The organism is Halobacillus sp. GSS1 (genome assembly GCF_017307035.1).
Classification (GTDB): Bacteria; Bacillota; Bacilli; order Bacillales; family Halobacillaceae; genus Halobacillus; species Halobacillus litoralis.
Genome location: NZ_JAFLHE010000001.1, coordinates 398,783 through 416,457, shown reverse-complemented (window position 1 = coordinate 416,457; position 17,675 = coordinate 398,783). Strand labels below are relative to the sequence as shown.

The following is a 17,675-nucleotide window of genomic DNA, read 5'->3' as shown; positions in this document are numbered from 1 at the left end:
CATTTCCTCCATTTCAGAAATAAAGCTTATCGATGGCTGTGGCATAGTGAACCCTAGCCTGATAATGAAAAGGGATTTTGATTCCTTCTTTTGTAATAAAAGCATAAGGAATCGATTTCCTTCCCCCGTTCCACTGATTTTCCCAAAAGGAAAAGATCGATGAGGAGGGAAGGAGGTACGTCTCTTCTAAAGGTGTGAACTTTATGATCATAAAGCTGATCCCACCATGTTCCTGCACAGCCCTCATGTGATCAATCTGGTGCTGATGGACATTACTTAACGGAAAAGAAGTTTTGTTCTTCGTTTCTTTTGCCTCAAAATCGATGTACTTTCCACGATAAACCCCGTTAAAGTCTGTAGTAGAAGCTTGTTTGAAATAGGCTTCTTTAATAACAGCGGCGCTTCGCTTGGGGTAATCTACTTGTACAATTTGAACAGGCGTAGGTTTTTTATGGACCACCGCAACTCCTGCTTGCAAATAATATTCGTTGGTTACATTAATGTCTTCTTCCAGTGACATTCCCCTGTTACTGAAATCAGGTTTTGTTTTTCCTTTGGGAGCTAAATTCGCCTTGGAACCACGTCTCCCATTGGGATAATTCACAACCAATCCCTCCCTATAGCCATGAGAGTATCATACCAAATTTTCGTGTCCAAGAATATATACATGAGACTCATTTTATTTAGACGTATAAAAGAAAGGAAAGTTTCACCTGTCACACGATTGACACATGTAAGGAAACCGCCATGACTATCTTCCCTCCCACATTCCATTCAAAACCCTAATCATATTCTTTCGTTATTAGATAGTTTTTTTTGTCTCGTAAAGACATAGAAGGTGAGAAGGGTGAAGCTTATGTCATATCCCGGTTTTATAGGGTTTATAAAAAAAGCTGCTGCTATAAAAAATAGCAACAGCTTCTGTCCGGTCACGTAGAAGGGCGGTTCTCTCCAGCTAATTTAGGATTGTCAGTTCTGGCCGGTGTCGGCTTCTTATTTTTCTTATCTTTTTTCTTAGCCATATGCTTTTCTCCTTTTATGTCGAAGATTAAAGTCAGGTTTGACTTGTTTTGTTGCTTTAGTTCTAGTCTTGTCATCCGTAAAGGAGTTATGCATGCAATAGCGAATTTATAACACACCAATAAAAGGGGGAGTAATGTATGAAGAAAAATAGTGTCATCACGCCGAATGAATTTGAGGAGCAGCTTTCGCACTTACAGGAAAAATTCTCCTTACTTGAGCGTAGGTTGTCAATCAAAACCGATGAAATCGTGTTCAATATGGCCGTCTCCCACCGTAAAGACATAGATGAATTGAAAAATGAGGTCTTCAGTCTTCGTGATGAATTAAGGAAGATAAAAAGGGAACGTCGGTATGAATATATGGGTAAGGTGGCTCAACAGGCTAGACGTCGTTCCGTAGGTTGATTTTGATGCCTTTTGTTCCCTCATGATATTATGAAGGAGGAAAGGTGTGGAATGTTATGAATTTAAAAGCCAATACGAGTGAATTAAAGCGTCTCATTGATGAACGACATCAACGCTTTTTAAATACGGAGGGTCCTGTAGAAAAAAAGAGCTATGATTTTTTTAATCAGGTTAAAAAGGAAACAGAGCCGATGTTCCAATTGGTCAATGAATGGCTAAAGGAAGCGGAGGAATTTGTAAAAGACCGAAAGACAAATGTACATCCAAACCAAGTGAAATCAACGCATGAGAATATTGAGATGATTATTCTCCATAGTTACTACCTGGATGTACACCGCAAGAGGTTCAAAGAATTGTATCAGTCCTCTCATTATGTATTGGATATGATCCTTGATGATCTGGAACAACATGAAAAAAGCTCCCAATAATGGGAGCTTTTTTTTCATTCAAACGTTTCTGATAAATCGTCAACTGATTTATTTTCTGGATATTAATAAATAAAAAGATGGGACAAGAAGCAATGTGAGTACTGTTGAAAAAGCAAGCCCGGATACGATCGATACCGCCAATGGCTTAAATAACACATCTCCTGTATAAATGATAGGAGCCAAGGCTGCAATCGATGTTAATGAAGTAAGGACTATAGGACGGATTCTTGCCCTGCCTGCTTCAATGACAGCTTCGACGTTACTGCTGTAACGTTCACGGTTCTGCTCAATAAATTCGACAAGAATGACAGAGTTCCTCACAACGATACCTGAAAGAGATACAATGCCCAATACAGCTAAGAAACTGAGGGGTTCCCCTGATACAAAAAGCCCTATAATAGCCCCTGTCACCGCTAAAAATACGGTTCCTGTTATCAATAAAGGCATAAGCAGGGAGTTGAATTGAATAGCAATTGTCAAATAAATCAAGAACAAGACGATAACAAAGAGTTTTGTTACTTCTACAAAGAACTCGGAACGAGCATCGGATTCGCCGCTTTCAACAAGCGTATAACCCTCTGGAAGATCATTCTTAATTTCATTTACAACATCCGTTGATTCCTGGGAGAATGTACTTTCCATTCCTTCTTCAGGATATGCTTCAACCGTAATGGTGCGGTCTCCATCCAAGTGTGGAATCACACCGATCCGCTCGCTTGATTCTGTTGTGATAATTTCATCAAGCGTAAGAATTTCTGGCGGCCCGCCGCCCTGATTCGACTGCTGGCTGACTACATTCAGCTCAGATAGGTCTACACCATCTTCTACACCGTCATCAACCATAACTTCAATAGGTAAACGCTCCACACCATTGTCAAAGGTACCTAGTGGCACGCCGATATTTGCCAATTGGAGTTGAGAAGTGATTTGGTTGATCGGGATGTTATTTTCCGCAAGCAAAGAACGGTCCGCATTGTATTCCGTGAAAGGCTGCGTCTCTGCGTTAAGTGTAGTTATTTCAGCACCTTCCAGCTCACTTAATCGTTTTTCTGCATTCTTCGCTTCAGCAATTAACGTTTCAATCTCAGGACCTTGAATTTTGATCTGGACAGGTGGTGAAGGTGGTGGACCAGAAACAATAGTTTCAAGGAAAATTTCACTATCCGGGAATTTCTCCCTTAAAGGCTCTTCCCATTCTTCTATAAAGTCACTGGCGCTCGTTTGGTCTCTGTCGACTCGAACGAGAACCTGGCCTGTGTTTTCACCTGACCGTTGCAACCCTGAACTAAATAAATTAGGAAGTCCACTTCCTGAATAAATGGCTGTTTCAGTGATGTTTTCTTCAGAATTCTCCAGGTAATCCGTTAATTCCTGTAACTTTTGTTCTGTTTCCTGAATCGTTGTCCCTTGTGGGTTCTCGACAGAAATGGTTACTTCTGGACGATCAGCAGCAGGGAAGAATTCAAACGGAATCTTAATCGCTAAAGTGGCTAAAAGGGCACAAACGATCAGACCAATCAGCGAAGTGACTAATGGCTTCTTCGTAGTAGCAGGAAGAATCCTGTCAGCGTAGGTACGTTCTAACCAGTCAAACAAACCACCAAGAAGTCCAGACTTTGCTTTTCTGGATTTTTGCTTCCGCCTTCTCCTGACATATTGAACGGTAGGAATAAACGTCAGTGCAATGATTGTGGATGCGAGCACCGTGAAAATCAGGACAGATGGTAAGGCTCTGATAAAATCCCCATTGGTTCCAGATAAGAACGTTAAAGGGAGGAAACTGAAAATAATCATGAGTGTTGAAGTAATGATAGACTTGCCAACTTCTTTCACACCCCGGATGGTTCCTTCCATCGGACCATCTCCAAGTTGGAATCTTCTTTGAATGTTGTCATTGACGACAATCGCATCATCAACCAATATCCCGATAGCTATAATCATCCCAATAATTGATATCTGGTTTAAATCGACTCCGACATATGGAAGAGGAATTAAACCGATGAGAATGGATATTGGAATTGATAAAGCGACGAGAATCGCTGACGAAATGGGCAGACCCAGTACCATAATGATAATGACAGCAAGAAATGAAATGGCAAAGGAAGTGATCAGGTTTGAAAATACTTCATCTATAATTGTACTTTGGGTATAAAAACGATCGACCTCGATTTCTTCAGGCAACTGTTCTGACAAAACGTTAATCTTGTCTGTCAACTCTTCCTGAAGGGCACTAATGTTTACTCCTTCTTCAGTAAGTACGGTAACGGATAGAGCCGCTTTGTCTTTATAAGTAATTAGGTCTTCGACTTCTTTGTTGGCAATCTCAATAGAGCCGATTTCAGACAGTTTCACTGGCTCTCCGTCAGAGTTATTTCCGACAAATAAGCCTTCCAATTCTTCAATGTCTGAATATTTTTCGAAGATCAATTGATGAATGGTGCCATCTCTTTGTTCTGTACCAATTGGTGAAGGTCCTAGTTCGTCACTTAAGGAACGAATGACAGATGAAGGTGAGAGTTGCAACTCATTCAATTGATCATTATCCAAACTGACGGCTACTTTTTGGTCAGGCAGACCTTTAACTAAAACGGAATCGACCCCGGGAGTCTTTGTCAATTCTGCCTTCCATTCTTCCAAATCTTCTCTTAAATTAAATAGTTCTGTTCGTTCATCACTGTATAGATGATAGGAAGCCACAGCGGACATAGTCATATCTGTGTTTACATTAGGAGCCTGGACTTCTTCAGGAAAAGACCTGGATACTTCTGATACGGCCTGCCGGATCTTTGCATTCGTCGTATCTGTATCCTGTCCTCCGGATAGTGTAGCGGTCACTGTACCGAATCCGGTTGTGGACGCAGAAGTGACTTCATCAATCCCTTCTGTACTAAGAAGCTCTTCTTCTAAAGGATTGATGATTGTCCGTTCCACTTCTTGAGGTGTTGCCCCAGGATACACGGTTGAAATGGATGAGACATTTACATTAATTTCTGGGATTTCCCTTTTCGGTAGTTGCAGATAGGTGAAAATCCCTGTGGAAATCAATAACAAAATAAAAATCCAAATGATTTTGTTGTAATTTAAAATTGACTTCATTTCGTTCCTCCTAAACCAATATGATTTTCATGCTCTTTCAGTATAAACTTTTTTCCGACACATGTGTCAATTAAATACTCTCTGGATGTGCTGTCGAACAGTTAACATGAAACCGCTTTACATTTTGGCTGTATTCATATATAATGACCTTCCCATGAGTAGGGAGGGATATCAATGGAAACGAAACAACTAATTAATGAAGCTAAAAAAATAAGGGAAAGAGCTTATGTACCTTATTCTAAATTTCCTGTCGGGGCTGCACTAGTCACGGAAGATGGAACCCTTTATACAGGATGTAATATAGAAAATGCCGCTTACCCTGTAACGTGTTGTGCTGAAAGAGTGGCGATTTTCAAGGCCGTTTCTGATGGGCATGCCAATTTCAAGGAGCTGGCCGTTGTTGCTGATACGAAAAGACCAGTTCCCCCATGTGGATCTTGTCGTCAAGTCATGAGTGAATTTTTCCAGTCTGATGTTAAAATTTATACAACAAACCTGCATGGCGATACGAAAACATTCACAATGGAAGAAATTTTACCATTTTCGTTTTCTTCAGCTGATTTATCTGAAGAGGAAGCGGAATAGGGAGGAAAAGGATGAGATTCTCATCCTTTTTTTATTTCTTTCTTTTACTGAATCTGGAGAAATAAATGGTTCGCAATATTAATTTCTGTAAAGGATTAAAGCGTGTTTATCTACTAACCGCTCAGTATGAACGATGGGGTAGATACCAAAGCTTGGGGGCTGTCTGCACATTTTTTTAGATATGTATGGGTACTTGTTTACCAGAAATTAAAGGATATGATGATATCGCCTAGTACATTCACGCTCTTTGTGACATACGCTGATAAGGAATAACAGAACAAGGAGTGAAAGCACATGCATCAACAGTCTATGCAGGACTCTTGCGGATGTGGACCTATGTCCCCGATGTCGCCAGCCGGAAACCGTAGACCGATCGTATGTCCGGTTCAAAACTGTGTGGTGGATAACTACTTCTGTGAAAATCAAGACTACATTCATCCTACCCACATTCTCGTACGAAACAATCATACGTTGAACAACAACCATTATTTCCCATACATGGTTTCTGAGCAGAACAATTTCCGAACTCAAGATTTCGCTTTTCCTCAAGGATCTTCACCAGATTATAACTGGATGGATTATATGAATCCTCAAGACATGGGTCAAATGCCAATGGGCCAAGGCCAAATGCCAATGATGAACGAAGAGGATATGGAAGAAATGGAAGGTATGATGGGCCAGGGGCAGATGCCGATGATGGGTAACGGCCAGATGCCAATGATGGGCCAGGGTCAAATGCCAATGATGGGTCAGGGCCAAATGCCGATGATGGGCGACGGCCAGATGCCAATGATGGGTCAGGGCCAAATGCCGATGATGGGTAACGGCCAGATGCCAATGATGGGCCCAGGATCAAATAGCTAATAGAGATAAGCCACAACCTGTGGCTTATTTTCTTTTTTTTACGAAACATAATAAAATGAATTAAGGGTAAGGAGGATGAACATTGAAAACCATAGTTGTAACGGGATATAAACCGATGGAAATGGGTATTTTTAAGAATAATGACCCAAAAGTCGATTTCGTAAAAGAGACCATAAAAAAGAGATTGCTTTCCTACATAGAAGAAGGTTTACAATGGGTGCTTGTTTCCGGGCAAATGGGAGTGGAGTTATGGACGGCTGAAGTTGTCCTCGATCTTAAAGAAGAGTATGAGGTGAAATTAGGGGTTCTCCCACCTTTTGAAAACCAGGAAGAGCGTTGGCCGGAAGATCTCAAGCTTGTTTATGAGGAGATAACAATGATCGCCGATTTCTACCAGCCGATTTATAATAAAGGATATGAAGGACCTTATCAATTCAGAGCAAAAGATCAATTTTTAATCGATCACTCGGAAGGATGTCTCGTGTTGTTTGATGAAGATACAGAAGGGAGCCCACAGTATTTCTTGAGACTAGCGAAAAAGGCTCAGGATCAAGGAAGCTATGAGATTGTTTATATTACTCCATTAGACCTTGAAGAGACTGTAGAAGAGCTTCGGATGGCGGATCCAGATTTCTGGAGTCAATAAATGTTCTGGATTTGAAATTGACATTTCCGTGACCTTTTGAAAAAATGAATATAATGTGTGAAACAGAGGTGAAAATTATGAACTTAGAAGAGTATCATTTAAGTGGAAAGGATATACTTGAAAAAGACTTTAAAACGTCTATGAGAGGGTATAACCAAGAAGAAGTAGATGAGTATCTGGACTTGATCATTCAGGATTATGACCGTTTTCAGCAGGAAATCGAACGTCTTCAGCAGGAAAATGACCGTTTGAAGAAAATGTCATCACGGGAAACCACACAGAGACAAAGGCAACCATCTACAAATAACCATCAAGTGAACTATGACATCTTAAAGCGTGTTTCAAACTTAGAGAAGGCTGTTTTTGGCAATAAGTACGCAGACTAACATCCGCATTTTTCCAATGACAAGCGTTCAAGTGTCTGTTATAATGGTTTAGCACGTCTTAAAAGACGTAATGACAAATGTTAATGCTCTTTTGAATACTCGGGTAATCGCTGTATAGGTTTCTATACAGAGGAAAGTCCATGCTCGCACAAGCTGCGATGCTTGTAGTGTTCGTGCTTGACGAAACCATAAGTCAAGGGAGTTCTTTGGAACTTACGGCAGGGAAAATTCCTAAGTCTTCGATATGGAATGACTACCTTGAAAGTGCCACAGTGACGGAGCCGGAGTAGAAATACTTCGGGTGGAACGAGGTAAACCCCACGAGCGAGCAACCCAAATATAGGTAGGGGCACTTTTCAATGGGAAATGAACCAGAGAAGAGGCCGTTTGACGGCAGATAGATGATTGCCACCGGAGTACGAGGTTGACCACCGTTTGCAGTACAATGGCACAGAACATGGCTTACAGAGTATTCAAAGGTCGCTAATGATACAGATGACACCCTTCTGGAAAGCCTTAAGCTTTTTGGAAGGGTTTTTTCTTTTTGTATAACAATATTAGTGAAGGAAACGGTTCACGTTTGTTCATGCTACATATGAAGGAGGTTCATCATGTCGAAAAAAGTTACGTTGATTGCAACAGCAGCTATGGGACTTGAAGCCATAGTAGGGAAAGAAGTTAAAGCGTTAGGATATGAAGACATACAGATCGAAAATGGAAGAGTTGTATTTGAAGCGGATGTATCAGCGATACCGAGAGCCAATCTTTGGCTTCGAACGGCTGATCGTGTCAAATTGTTGGTTGGAAGGTTCAAGGCCACATCGTTTGATGAACTGTTTGAAAACACGAAGGCATTGCCATGGGAAGCTTTTATAGAAGAAGACGGCGAGTTTCCAGTAGTCGGTAAATCGGTCAAATCGAAGTTGTATAGTGTTCCGGATTGTCAATCGATTGTGAAAAAAGCAATAGTGGAACGATTGAAAGTCAAACACGGCATAGATTCATGGTTGAAAGAAACTGGTGCCTTTTACAGAGTGGAAGTAGCGATTCATAAGGACGAAGCACTGCTTACCATCGATACCTCAGGAAGTGGACTGCATAAGCGAGGATATCGTGTAGGCCAGGGGGAAGCACCTTTAAAAGAGACGTTAGCTGCCGCACTCGTACAAATTACAAACTGGAGCCCTGACCAGCCGTTTGTGGATCCATTTTGTGGTTCAGGGACCATAGCTATCGAAGCCGCATTAATCGGTCAAAATATTGCACCTGGTTTCAACAGGGAATTCGCTTCCGAGAATTGGGGCTTTATTCCGCAAAAAGCGTGGGATGCTGCTTTTCAAGAAGCAGAAGATGCAGCGAATTATGACCAATCGCTACAAATTTTCGGTTCTGATATTGATCCCGACTTGATTGAAATTGCGAAAAAAAATGCAATGGAAGCAGGTCTTGGGGAATTGATTACTTGGAAACAAATGCAGATGAGTGATTTCAAACCGAAGCAGGAAAATGGTTACCTTGTGTCTAATCCTCCTTATGGGGAGCGTATGGGTGAGCGGGAAGAAGTGGAACAGATGTATCGCAACCTTGGTACGATCATGCGTGATCATCCATCCTGGAGTGTGTACATCCTCACTTCTCATGAAGGTTTTGAAAAACTTTACGGAAAACCTGCCACTAAAAAACGGAAGCTCTTCAATGGCTTTATCAAAACGGATTATTACCAGTATTTTGGGAGAAAACCAAAATCCAAGCCAGACAATGGCAAAGGGTTCGGTTTCTGATTCGTCAGATAAAGTGATTCATTTAGATGAAGGGGAGAGATAGATGTGAGTCAAACAACGGAACAGAAATTTATGGAGCTCTTAAAAGAACAATCATCGTATGGAGAAGCGATTGGGCTTATGGCTTGGGATATGAGAACAAAAGCGCCACGCAAAGGAATCGAAGGGCGTTCGGAAGTGATTGGGGTTATGTCCCAAAAAGTTCATGAAATTCAAACCTCGGATGAAATGCGCCAATATATTGATGAATTGAAGAAAAAAGATTTAGACCCCATTTTAAAAAGAGCGGTGGAAGAAGCGGAAGAAACGTATAATAAAACGGCCAAGATACCAGCGGATGAGTATAGAGCTTACGTAACCCTCCAAACCAAAGCTGAATCTATGTGGGGAGAAGCGAAAAATAACAACGACTTCGAAAGTTTCCGCCCATACTTGGAAGAGTTGGTCGAGTACAACCGTAAATTCGCAGATTACTGGGGTTATGAAAACCATCGGTATGATGCCTTGTTGCACAATTATGAACCAGGCGTAACGGTAGAAGTATTAGATGAAGTGTTTCCTAAAGTAAGAAAAGCTTTATCAGCTCTTCTTCAGCAAATCAAAGAAGCCCCAAATCAACCAGATCCATCAGTCCTTAAAGGACATTTCCCTAAAGATCGCCAGGCTGAGTTCAGTGAAGTGATCTTAGAGCGCATGGGATACGATTTTGAGGCCGGTCGTTTGGATGAGACGGTGCATCCTTTTGCTATCGGACTGAATACCAATGATGTCAGAGTGACAACGAAATACGACGAAAAAGATTTCCGTACCGCTGTCTTTGGAACGATTCATGAGGGAGGGCATGCCCTATATGAACAGAACATCGATCCGAAGCTTGCTTTTACACCCCTTGCGGATGGGACTAGTATGGGTATTCATGAATCACAATCTTTATTTTGGGAGAATTTTATTGCGCGTAGTGAAGGCTTTTGGAGAAATCATTATGAGTTGTTCAAAAACTATGCACCTGAGCATTTTCAACATTTAGCGTTGGAGAAGTTTTATCCGGCTGTCAATGAGGTAAAACCATCCCTTATTCGCATTGAAGCGGATGAACTGACGTATTGCCTGCACATTATGGTCCGCTATGAGTTGGAAAAAGCATTAATAGCTGGTGAAATTGAAGTGAAAGATCTCCCTGAACTGTGGAATCAAAAGATGAATGATTACCTTGGAATTACTCCAGAAAGTGATTCTGAAGGAGTGCTTCAAGATATTCACTGGTCAGGAGGGGATTTCGGCTATTTTCCATCCTATGCCTTAGGATACATGTATGCAGCCCAGATGAATGCCAAGATGAGAGATGAAATCGATGTGGATCGTTACATTGAAGAAGGCGATTTCCAAAAAATCAAGGAATGGTTGACGGAAAACGTTCATCAATATGGAAAAATGAAAAAACCATTACAAATCTTAAATGATGTGACTGGTGAAGGCCTGAATCCTGACTACATCATTTCTTATCTAACAAATAAATATAAGAAGATCTATCAGTTTTAAAATGAAAAAAGCCCGGCTGCATCAGCCGGGCTTTGTGTTATTTAAGACATTTCTTCCATCAAATCTGGAGTTGCCGGGAAACCAGCTTCCTTAACGATTTCATTGTATTGATCATTGAATTCTGAGAATTTCTCTTCAGCTGCTGTGAAATCCGCGTTCTCCATGTTTTCATTCAATGCTTTCTCTACACCTTCATAATAGGCTTGAAGGGATGGCAGTGTTTCTTCGAATTTTGTCATGACATCATCTGGAAGATCTGCTTCAATTGTATAGTCGTCAACCATGGAAGAAGCTTCGCTTGCTGCTGTTTTTGCTTCTTCAGCTGCAGATTTAATCGCTTCTGCATTCGGTTCTTCTGCTGTGACGGCAGCTTTGTAGGCAGAAATTTTCTGCTGATATGGTTTGAAAGTGTTCGTCAGAGCCATTTGGGCACTAAGCAATTCTTTCTTCACCTTTTGTTCATCATTCTCTTGATTTTCTGTCGTGTCTTCTGTCTGGTTTTCCGTGTCTGCGTTTGTGCCTTCTTCCGTGTCACTATTACATCCAGCTAAAACCAGTGCTCCGGAAAGACCTAAAGCTAACAACCATTTTTTCATACAGACAACCCCCTTTTTTCTATTCACGATTTACATTCTATGTCAGGCCTTCCCGTATGTAAAGAAATTGCAAAAATGTTATACTATACTGAAAATTCAACACTATTGATGGAGGCTATTGCGATGTATCTACCAGATTTCAGATTAGAAAGAAAACTAGCTGTGATCACAGGGGGAACGAAAGGTATTGGGAAAGCCATTACCCTTGCTTTTGCGGAATCGGGTGCAGATGTGATTGTGATTGCAAGAAGCGAGAAAGACCTGGAACAGACAAAAAAAGAAGTGGAAGAGCTTGGACAACAAGCTTCAATTATTTGTCATGACATTAATGATTATAAGGAAATTATTCAGGAGGTTGAGCGCGTTCGTGAAGGTCGGAAGCTTGATATATGGGTCAATAATGCGGGAATGAATATCAGAAGTGAAGCAGAAAGTGTAACAGAAGAAGAGTGGGACCAGATTATTTCGACGAATATGCGGAGTGCTTTCTTTCTTTCTCAATATGCAGGTCAAGTGATGAAATCCTCCAAAGAAGGGAAAATCATTAACATCTCTTCTGTCGGAGGCCACACTGCCTTACGTACTGGGGTTGTATATGCCATGACGAAGAGTGCACTTATTCAAATGACCAAAAACCTCGCCCTTGAATGGGGGAAATATAACATCAATGTCAATGCAATTGGTCCCTGGTATTTTCCAACCTCTCTTACAGAACAGCTCCTTCAGGATGAATCTTATGTCCAGGAGATTCTTGAAAGGACACCTCTGAACAGAATAGGTAAATTAGAGGAATTGAGTGGTGCCGCTGTCTTCTTAGCTTCAGACGCTGGAAACTATATGACAGGTCAGACCTTGTTTGTTGATGGAGGCATGACGATATATGGATTTTAATTGAATCTTCTGTTCATCTTTTGTCCAATCTTATACATCGTCACATAGCAAAAGCGCCAAATGAAAATGGCGCTTTTGCTATGTCATCCACCTTTATTTTAGATCATTAAATCCAATGAAAAATTGATGCTCCGGTGCAAGGCTCAAAGGAATATGAAATCCTTTACTGAACTATTCCACCTTTGTTTTGCCCTCCATGACCCTAAGCATGGTGATATCAGTGGAAACTTCCTGCTCAGATACATGGATGGCAAGATTCCCTGTAATCATATTTGCGAGCTCCCCTGTAAAAGAAGAAAGTATTTTCCCTTCCAAGGACAGCCCATACATCTTTTCTTCCACCAAGCTGAAACTTGCAACACTTCCCTCAACCAATAGATTCCCAGTAAGGTCACTCGTCATTCCGATCAATAATAGGATGTCCAAATTTAATGGCCGGTGATTGAGAAGGGAGGGTTGTCCTGTTGTTCATTCAAATGGCATAATTTGATGGACTGTATAAATACTAGCATTTGAACGGCACCAATGGACTGAGTTAAAAACAACTGTGGATCCCCCTTCAAAAAAACGTTTGACATAGGTCTATCATGCTACATGAATCTGCTTTCCAAAGACATAATTTCCTCCTTATTTGTACATAGTAAATAAAAAGGAGGATGAAAATGCCATACATACTTTCCTCAGGCGTCCAATGTGCCGACTATTCCTGTAATCAATCCGATGTCCAAAAGCTTGTTTATGAATTATTTCCTTTAAAAGAGCACGAGAAAAAGAGATTGATGCCGATTTTTGAACACGCCAATATTGAAAAACGGCAGTTCGCTGCTCCGTTAGAGTGGTTTAAAGAAAATCATGGATTAGAAGAAAGAAATCATTTGTACCATACCAAAGCTTTAGACTATAGTTTACACGCAATAAGATCTTGTTTGACGAATTCACCTGGGGGTGATGAATTTTCTACAGAAGATATCGATCACCTCATTTTTGTTTCTTCTACAGGGATCTCTACCCCAACTCTTGATGCTTATATTATGAATGAACTCGGTTTTAAAGAGGATACGAAACGGACACCTTTGTTTGGGCTGGGATGTGCAGGGGGAACAAGCGGTGTGGCCAAAGCTTATGAATGGCTTTTGGGACATCCCGATCAGAATGTTCTTGTCATTTGTGCAGAGCTTTGCAGCTTGACCTTTCAGGCGGAAGATGCCAGAGTAAGCAATTTCGTAGGCACAGCTCTCTTTGGTGACGGTGCTTCCGCTGTCTTAGTGGCAGGTGATCAATCCTCCTTGTTGAAGAAAAAGAAACACCCCCTTCCAAAAATTATTAATTCCAGTTCCAGAACAAAAGCTAATAGTACCGATGTAATGGGGTGGAGGGTCGTTGATACAGGTTTTGAAGTTATTTTCAATAAGAGCATCCCCCGGTTAGTCAAGGAATTTTGGAGTGTACATGCCGGGGAAATCGTACGCAACAATGGGTGGTCCGTCAATGAGCTGCCTTTCATTGTGGCTCATCCCGGTGGTAGAAAAGTTTTAGAAGCCTACGAGGAAGTATTCGATTTGAAAGAGGGGGCTTTGAAGATTCCGAGGAAGGTGTTATCCGCTCACGGAAATATGTCCTCTCCAACGGTACATTTTGTGCTGCATGAAGTCTTAAAGACGAAACATGAAAAAGGGACGAAATCAATTATGACTTCTCTCGGTCCTGGATTTAGTTCTGAAATTGTAAGTTTGGAGTGGGATTAGAATGGAAATTTTTTTATGGATGATTTTGGCTTTTTTAATATTTCAACGGCTGGGGGAACTTGCCCTGGCAAATCGAAATCGTAAGTGGATGGTGGAAAGAGGGGCGAAGGAGTGGGGGCAAGGTCACTATTTCCTGTTCATCCTTCTGCATAGCTTATTTTTTGTATGTATCATTGCAGAGTTCGTTTGGACGCCTTATGTTCAGCAACCATTCTTTTATATCGCACTAACCGGGTTTTTCTTGTTACAAATTCTTAGAATCGCCTGCATACGAACTCTGGGAAAGCGGTGGAATACAAGAATCCTCGTATTACCTGATGAAGAACCGATCCGGAAAGGGATTTACCGATTTGTGAAACACCCGAATTATGTGATCGTCTTTTTTGAATTAATGGTCATCCCGGTGTTGTTTCATGCCTATTTAACTGCACTGATTTTCCCTTTCTTGCATCTGCTCGTCCTCACGGTAAGAATTCCTGCTGAGGAGAGGGCGCTTCAGGAAAGGATTTAAATGTTCAAAAAATATTGCTCATTTGCGGAATGTCTGTTAAGATTCTAATTAGAAATGAAATTCATTTTCAATTAGAAGGGTGAGAACAAATAATGTTGGTTTTCATAATGTTAACGGTCGCCGTTTACAGTAGTTTGATGATTTTCGTGTTAGCTAAATTGGGAAGCGTCCCTGCTCAAACTGTCATGAATGTATTCAGAACCAAAAACCAAAGTTCTCATTTCTACCATAAAAAAAGATACGAACGGACCCTTTCGGCCAGGTGAAAGCACCTGGTCTTTCTCATGCCTGAAAGTCTTAAAAAGTACAAAAATTAATGGGAAATTCCTGTCGAATTGCCGATAATTTCGTCATTTTTTGTTATGATATAGAAAAATGTCACAAATACATACCAATGACGGATAAGGTTAGGAGAGTATTATGGATAGAAACACGTTAGCTTACTTCCTTGAAGATCTTTGGAGTAAGGGATTCAAACTGAGTGATGAGGATGTCCAATTTATATATTTTGGGAATAACTCTTCTAATGCTCCGGAATGGAAAACCATTGTTGCTGTCAACATGACCTTAAAAATACAACAGTCTTTTGATCCCAGTTTTTTTATTAGTATTTTAGAACTTATTTCGAATCCATCCATCACCAGTAAAAGAAAGGCATATGAATCCATAGAAGCACAACTTTCCATTACAAGGACTACACACAAATAAAGAACCCAGATCACTACTGATCTGGGTTTTGTTTCGTCTGTAGACACTCTCTCGCAAGACGGTCTGCATTTTTGTTTTGTTTGTCGGGAATCCATTTATAAAAAACATAGGAAAAGCTTTCTTCAAGGCTCATGATCTGGTTAAACAAGGGAAGGAATTTTTCATTCTTCGTGTATCGCTTATCCATGGTATCAACTGCGATTTTTGAATCAGATCTGATCGAAATGATTTCTCCCGGATGTTTCTCCTTACAGATTTGCAAGGCGTGAATAATCGCGAGGAATTCCGCTTCATGATTCGTCCAGTTCCCTAAATAGAATTGATGTTCTTCCGTTTTTTGATTTTTTTTAATAACTACCCCAGCGGCACTGGGGCCCGGCTCTCCACTGCAAGCAGCGTCTGTGTACACTTCTAACATGGCATATGACCTCCTCACTCAGAATGCGGCATTTTTTTAGCCATATAAAAGAATGGTGTATCCATAGCTGCCACGATGAACTTAATGATATACGTGGTTATAAAAATCTCAAGCCAGATCTCAAATGGATACAAACCAAAAAAAGCGATGAAGCAAAAAATACTCGTATCTAACAATTGACTGATCATCGTACTTCCATTGTTCCGAATCCAAAGCGCACGATCAGATGGAAACATCTCTTTGAGTTTAGCATATAACCATACATCAAAATATTGGCTTACGATATACGCAAGCATGCTGCCGAGTGCAATCCTCGGAACAAGACCAAATAAAGACTGCAATGCTGGTTGAGCGATGTCGTTTTCGCCTGGATTGAAAAGAATGGCGAACTGCATAATGATTGTCATAATAATCAATGTGGAAAAACCCAACCACACAGCTTTCCTCGCCTCTTTTTTTCCATATTTTTCATTAAGAATATCGGTAGCTAGAAAGGCGGTTCCATAGACAATGTTCCCGAGGGTTGCATTCAACCCGAACATCTCTACTGTTTTGACAACTTGGATATTTGCAAGGACCGTGGACATTCCGATCCAAACAAATAAGCCAGGTTTTCCGAACAACCGATAAATTCCAATTAATAATCCGAAATTGAGTAGTGCAAATAATATCCATAGGATTTCGTTACTCATCGTATTTCCTCCTTAGTTTTGATATCGCGGGAGTTCCCGAACCGCGGGTAAAAAGAACCAACAGCGATCCATTATACGATGGTACAAGCCATTTGACAAGAACCATTTCCCTTATTCAATACTATGTCAGGATTGTGGAAGACTCAGTTTCGAGACTTTTGTTGAGTGGATGGGGCTGCGGGGAATAACTCGCTTTCCGCGGGAGCGCGATGAGCCTCCTCAGGCTGACGCCTTCCGGGGTCTCACCTAGCACTCTTTTCCTCTTAGATATCCGGTTCCGGCGCCTAGCGGCTAGTGAGACTTCCCTCGCTTCTGTCCGATAAGTCAACATCGAATCACTTCGTTCTTCGTGTTTCCTTTATCTCCGCCAGCTCAGTCCAGTCCATACGCCGCTGATCAAGGCGCCTGCACACTTAAGGTAGGAGTCTCGACATTCCCCTCCGCCCCTTAACCAAGGAAGGTTCTCGAAACCACTACTTAAGAATCAGCTTGTATGGTTTTGGGAAGAGGATAATATTAATTTTGCCCAGTGGGCATTCAGAAAGTGAAAGCTTGATACAGAAGCTTATACCCACTCCAGTTCGGAGAGTGGTCACTCCATCTCGGTATAGGGAGTTCGTTTCTCCCTCATATGAAATGGGGTGGTTGGGAAGCTGCGAGACTCCCGTGGGAGAAGGAGATAGGCGAGATCCCGCAGGACGCAGTCCGAGGAAGCTCGGCGCTCCCCCACAGGAAAGCGAGTTGCTTCCCAGCCACCCCTAACGCTTAACCAGGCAACGAACCCTGGAAACATCTCGAAACTGAGTCTTCAAGAAAAGGGAGCTATTCTGGAGTATTGAGTGAGGGAGTTGTGAGGCTTGTTTAGTCGTTAGAGGTAAAAGAAAAAGCAATCTCCGAGGAGATTGCTTTTTGATGGAACATCTATTCTTTCACAACGTTCGCAGCTTGTGGGCCGCGGTCGCCTTCTACGATTTCGAAAGTAACAGCTTGACCTTCTTCTAGAGATTTGAAGCCTTCTTCCTGGATAGCAGAGAAGTGTACGAATACGTCGTTTCCACCCTCAACTTGAATGAAACCGTAACCTTTTTCTGCGTTGAACCATTTGACTGTACCATTTTGCATGATTTGTTCCTCCTAAATCTTGCACGTAAAACGTGGAAATTACAAATATCAGACCGAAAAAAACCTCATAGAACGACGGAACAATAAATTCCGAAGCACTTCTATGAGGAGTTACCTGTCATTTATGTTTCCGATCGTGTTATTTGCTTACCCCAAATATATCGTATGAGAAAAGGAGCGTCAACAAGATAAATCTAATAAATTTAAACAACTTGTACCGCTTCCGATAATGGAAGACTA

General features: G+C 41.3%; 19 protein-coding genes and 1 other RNA gene. 13 read left to right on the top strand and 7 right to left on the bottom strand.

The features are described from left to right. Positions 1-13: 13 nt before the first annotated feature. Positions 14-604, bottom strand: coding sequence for a Holliday junction resolvase RecU (gene recU / locus J0K78_RS02090; protein ID WP_370550882.1), 591 nt, complete (start codon positions 602-604; stop codon positions 14-16). Positions 605-1,160: 556 nt separating this feature from the next. Here recU and J0K78_RS02085 point away from each other — a divergent pair. Both J0K78_RS02085 and J0K78_RS02080 read left to right on the top strand, forming a co-directional pair. Next, on the top strand, positions 1,161-1,427 hold the full coding sequence (locus tag J0K78_RS02085; protein ID WP_206945176.1) for a hypothetical protein: 267 nt from the start codon (positions 1,161-1,163) through the stop codon (positions 1,425-1,427). A gap of 56 nt (positions 1,428-1,483) precedes the next feature. Beyond that, positions 1,484-1,855 carry a YppE family protein gene (locus J0K78_RS02080; protein ID WP_206945175.1) on the top strand — a complete coding sequence of 124 codons (372 nt, stop codon included), beginning with the start codon at positions 1,484-1,486 and terminating at the stop codon, positions 1,853-1,855. 48 nt (positions 1,856-1,903) lie between these two features. Here the strand turns inward: J0K78_RS02080 and J0K78_RS02075 are convergent, their stop codons facing one another. Next, a complete protein-coding gene (locus tag J0K78_RS02075) occupies positions 1,904-4,951 on the bottom strand; it encodes an efflux RND transporter permease subunit (RefSeq protein WP_206945174.1) in 3,048 nt (1,015 codons plus the stop codon). Positions 4,952-5,125: 174 nt separating this feature from the next. Here J0K78_RS02075 and J0K78_RS02070 point away from each other — a divergent pair, with 174 nt between their 5' ends. From J0K78_RS02070 to J0K78_RS02040, 7 genes are all read left to right on the top strand, one after another. Then, the gene (locus J0K78_RS02070) at positions 5,126-5,536 is read left to right on the top strand and encodes a cytidine deaminase (protein ID WP_206945173.1); all 411 of its coding nucleotides are present in this window, start codon (positions 5,126-5,128) and stop codon (positions 5,534-5,536) included. A gap of 294 nt (positions 5,537-5,830) precedes the next feature. After that, positions 5,831-6,400, top strand: a complete 570-nt coding sequence (locus tag J0K78_RS02065; protein WP_206945172.1) for a CotD family spore coat protein — start codon at positions 5,831-5,833, stop codon at positions 6,398-6,400. Between the two features lie 82 nt (positions 6,401-6,482). After that, positions 6,483-7,046 (top strand): SLOG family protein, encoded by a 564-nt coding sequence (locus J0K78_RS02060; RefSeq protein ID WP_206945171.1) that lies wholly within the window; start codon positions 6,483-6,485, stop codon positions 7,044-7,046. 77 nt (positions 7,047-7,123) lie between these two features. Continuing rightward, positions 7,124-7,432, top strand: coding sequence for a cell division regulator GpsB (gene gpsB / locus J0K78_RS02055; RefSeq protein WP_089652604.1), 309 nt, complete (start codon positions 7,124-7,126; stop codon positions 7,430-7,432). Between the two features lie 95 nt (positions 7,433-7,527). Beyond that, positions 7,528-7,902: RNase P RNA component class B (rnpB, locus tag J0K78_RS02050), an RNA gene on the top strand. Between the two features lie 141 nt (positions 7,903-8,043). Next, on the top strand, positions 8,044-9,213 hold the full coding sequence (locus J0K78_RS02045; RefSeq protein ID WP_206945170.1) for a THUMP domain-containing class I SAM-dependent RNA methyltransferase: 1,170 nt from the start codon (positions 8,044-8,046) through the stop codon (positions 9,211-9,213). A 72-nt stretch (positions 9,214-9,285) separates the two neighbouring features. After that, a complete protein-coding gene (locus tag J0K78_RS02040; RefSeq protein ID WP_206945884.1) occupies positions 9,286-10,752 on the top strand; it encodes a carboxypeptidase M32 in 1,467 nt (488 codons plus the stop codon). 41 nt (positions 10,753-10,793) lie between these two features. Here the strand turns inward: J0K78_RS02040 and J0K78_RS02035 are convergent, their stop codons facing one another. Further along, the gene (locus tag J0K78_RS02035; protein ID WP_206945169.1) at positions 10,794-11,348 is read right to left on the bottom strand and encodes a hypothetical protein; all 555 of its coding nucleotides are present in this window, start codon (positions 11,346-11,348) and stop codon (positions 10,794-10,796) included. 123 nt (positions 11,349-11,471) lie between these two features. Here J0K78_RS02035 and J0K78_RS02030 point away from each other — a divergent pair, with 123 nt between their 5' ends. Beyond that, a complete protein-coding gene (locus tag J0K78_RS02030; RefSeq protein ID WP_206945168.1) occupies positions 11,472-12,239 on the top strand; it encodes an SDR family NAD(P)-dependent oxidoreductase in 768 nt (255 codons plus the stop codon). A 171-nt stretch (positions 12,240-12,410) separates the two neighbouring features. Here J0K78_RS02030 and J0K78_RS02025 read toward each other — a convergent pair whose 3' ends face one another. Further along, positions 12,411-12,650, bottom strand: coding sequence for a hypothetical protein (locus tag J0K78_RS02025; protein WP_206945167.1), 240 nt, complete (start codon positions 12,648-12,650; stop codon positions 12,411-12,413). A 251-nt stretch (positions 12,651-12,901) separates the two neighbouring features. Between J0K78_RS02025 and J0K78_RS02020 the strand changes: the two genes are divergently transcribed. The 3 genes from J0K78_RS02020 (at position 12,902) to J0K78_RS02010 (ending at position 15,203) form a co-directional block, all read left to right on the top strand. After that, the gene (locus J0K78_RS02020; protein WP_206945166.1) at positions 12,902-13,984 is read left to right on the top strand and encodes a type III polyketide synthase; all 1,083 of its coding nucleotides are present in this window, start codon (positions 12,902-12,904) and stop codon (positions 13,982-13,984) included. Between the two features lies 1 nt (position 13,985). Continuing rightward, positions 13,986-14,495 carry an isoprenylcysteine carboxyl methyltransferase family protein gene (locus J0K78_RS02015; RefSeq protein ID WP_206945165.1) on the top strand — a complete coding sequence of 170 codons (510 nt, stop codon included), beginning with the start codon at positions 13,986-13,988 and terminating at the stop codon, positions 14,493-14,495. A 420-nt stretch (positions 14,496-14,915) separates the two neighbouring features. After that, positions 14,916-15,203 (top strand): DUF6123 family protein, encoded by a 288-nt coding sequence (locus J0K78_RS02010; protein ID WP_160913482.1) that lies wholly within the window; start codon positions 14,916-14,918, stop codon positions 15,201-15,203. 13 nt (positions 15,204-15,216) lie between these two features. Here J0K78_RS02010 and J0K78_RS02005 read toward each other — a convergent pair whose 3' ends face one another. The 3 genes from J0K78_RS02005 to J0K78_RS01995 form a co-directional block, all read right to left on the bottom strand. After that, positions 15,217-15,621 (bottom strand): ribonuclease HI family protein, encoded by a 405-nt coding sequence (locus tag J0K78_RS02005; protein ID WP_206945164.1) that lies wholly within the window; start codon positions 15,619-15,621, stop codon positions 15,217-15,219. A 14-nt stretch (positions 15,622-15,635) separates the two neighbouring features. Continuing rightward, positions 15,636-16,313: a queuosine precursor transporter gene (locus tag J0K78_RS02000; RefSeq protein ID WP_206945163.1), complete on the bottom strand. Its 678-nt coding sequence runs from the start codon at positions 16,311-16,313 to the stop codon at positions 15,636-15,638. A 921-nt stretch (positions 16,314-17,234) separates the two neighbouring features. After that, positions 17,235-17,435, bottom strand: coding sequence for a cold-shock protein (locus tag J0K78_RS01995; protein WP_035504999.1), 201 nt, complete (start codon positions 17,433-17,435; stop codon positions 17,235-17,237). Positions 17,436-17,675 lie beyond the last annotated feature (240 nt).

What these genes read in the sequence shown, in the direction of transcription:
- J0K78_RS02085 (WP_206945176.1), top strand. Translation starts at nt 1,161, where the DNA reads ATGAAGAAAAATAGTGTCATCACGCCGAATGAATTTGAGGAGCAGCTT.
- J0K78_RS02080 (WP_206945175.1), top strand. Translation starts at nt 1,484, where the DNA reads ATGAATTTAAAAGCCAATACGAGTGAATTAAAGCGTCTCATTGATGAA.
- J0K78_RS02075 (WP_206945174.1), bottom strand. Translation starts at nt 4,951, where the DNA reads ATGAAGTCAATTTTAAATTACAACAAAATCATTTGGATTTTTATTTTG.
- J0K78_RS02070 (WP_206945173.1), top strand. Translation starts at nt 5,126, where the DNA reads ATGGAAACGAAACAACTAATTAATGAAGCTAAAAAAATAAGGGAAAGA.
- J0K78_RS02065 (WP_206945172.1), top strand. Translation starts at nt 5,831, where the DNA reads ATGCATCAACAGTCTATGCAGGACTCTTGCGGATGTGGACCTATGTCC.
- gpsB (WP_089652604.1), top strand. Translation starts at nt 7,124, where the DNA reads ATGAACTTAGAAGAGTATCATTTAAGTGGAAAGGATATACTTGAAAAA.
- J0K78_RS02045 (WP_206945170.1), top strand. Translation starts at nt 8,044, where the DNA reads ATGTCGAAAAAAGTTACGTTGATTGCAACAGCAGCTATGGGACTTGAA.
- J0K78_RS02040 (WP_206945884.1), top strand. Translation starts at nt 9,286, where the DNA reads ATGGAGCTCTTAAAAGAACAATCATCGTATGGAGAAGCGATTGGGCTT.
- J0K78_RS02035 (WP_206945169.1), bottom strand. Translation starts at nt 11,348, where the DNA reads ATGAAAAAATGGTTGTTAGCTTTAGGTCTTTCCGGAGCACTGGTTTTA.
- J0K78_RS02030 (WP_206945168.1), top strand. Translation starts at nt 11,472, where the DNA reads ATGTATCTACCAGATTTCAGATTAGAAAGAAAACTAGCTGTGATCACA.
- J0K78_RS02020 (WP_206945166.1), top strand. Translation starts at nt 12,902, where the DNA reads ATGCCATACATACTTTCCTCAGGCGTCCAATGTGCCGACTATTCCTGT.
- J0K78_RS02015 (WP_206945165.1), top strand. Translation starts at nt 13,986, where the DNA reads ATGGAAATTTTTTTATGGATGATTTTGGCTTTTTTAATATTTCAACGG.
- J0K78_RS02010 (WP_160913482.1), top strand. Translation starts at nt 14,916, where the DNA reads ATGGATAGAAACACGTTAGCTTACTTCCTTGAAGATCTTTGGAGTAAG.
- J0K78_RS02005 (WP_206945164.1), bottom strand. Translation starts at nt 15,621, where the DNA reads ATGTTAGAAGTGTACACAGACGCTGCTTGCAGTGGAGAGCCGGGCCCC.
- J0K78_RS02000 (WP_206945163.1), bottom strand. Translation starts at nt 16,313, where the DNA reads ATGAGTAACGAAATCCTATGGATATTATTTGCACTACTCAATTTCGGA.
- J0K78_RS01995 (WP_035504999.1), bottom strand. Translation starts at nt 17,435, where the DNA reads ATGCAAAATGGTACAGTCAAATGGTTCAACGCAGAAAAAGGTTACGGT.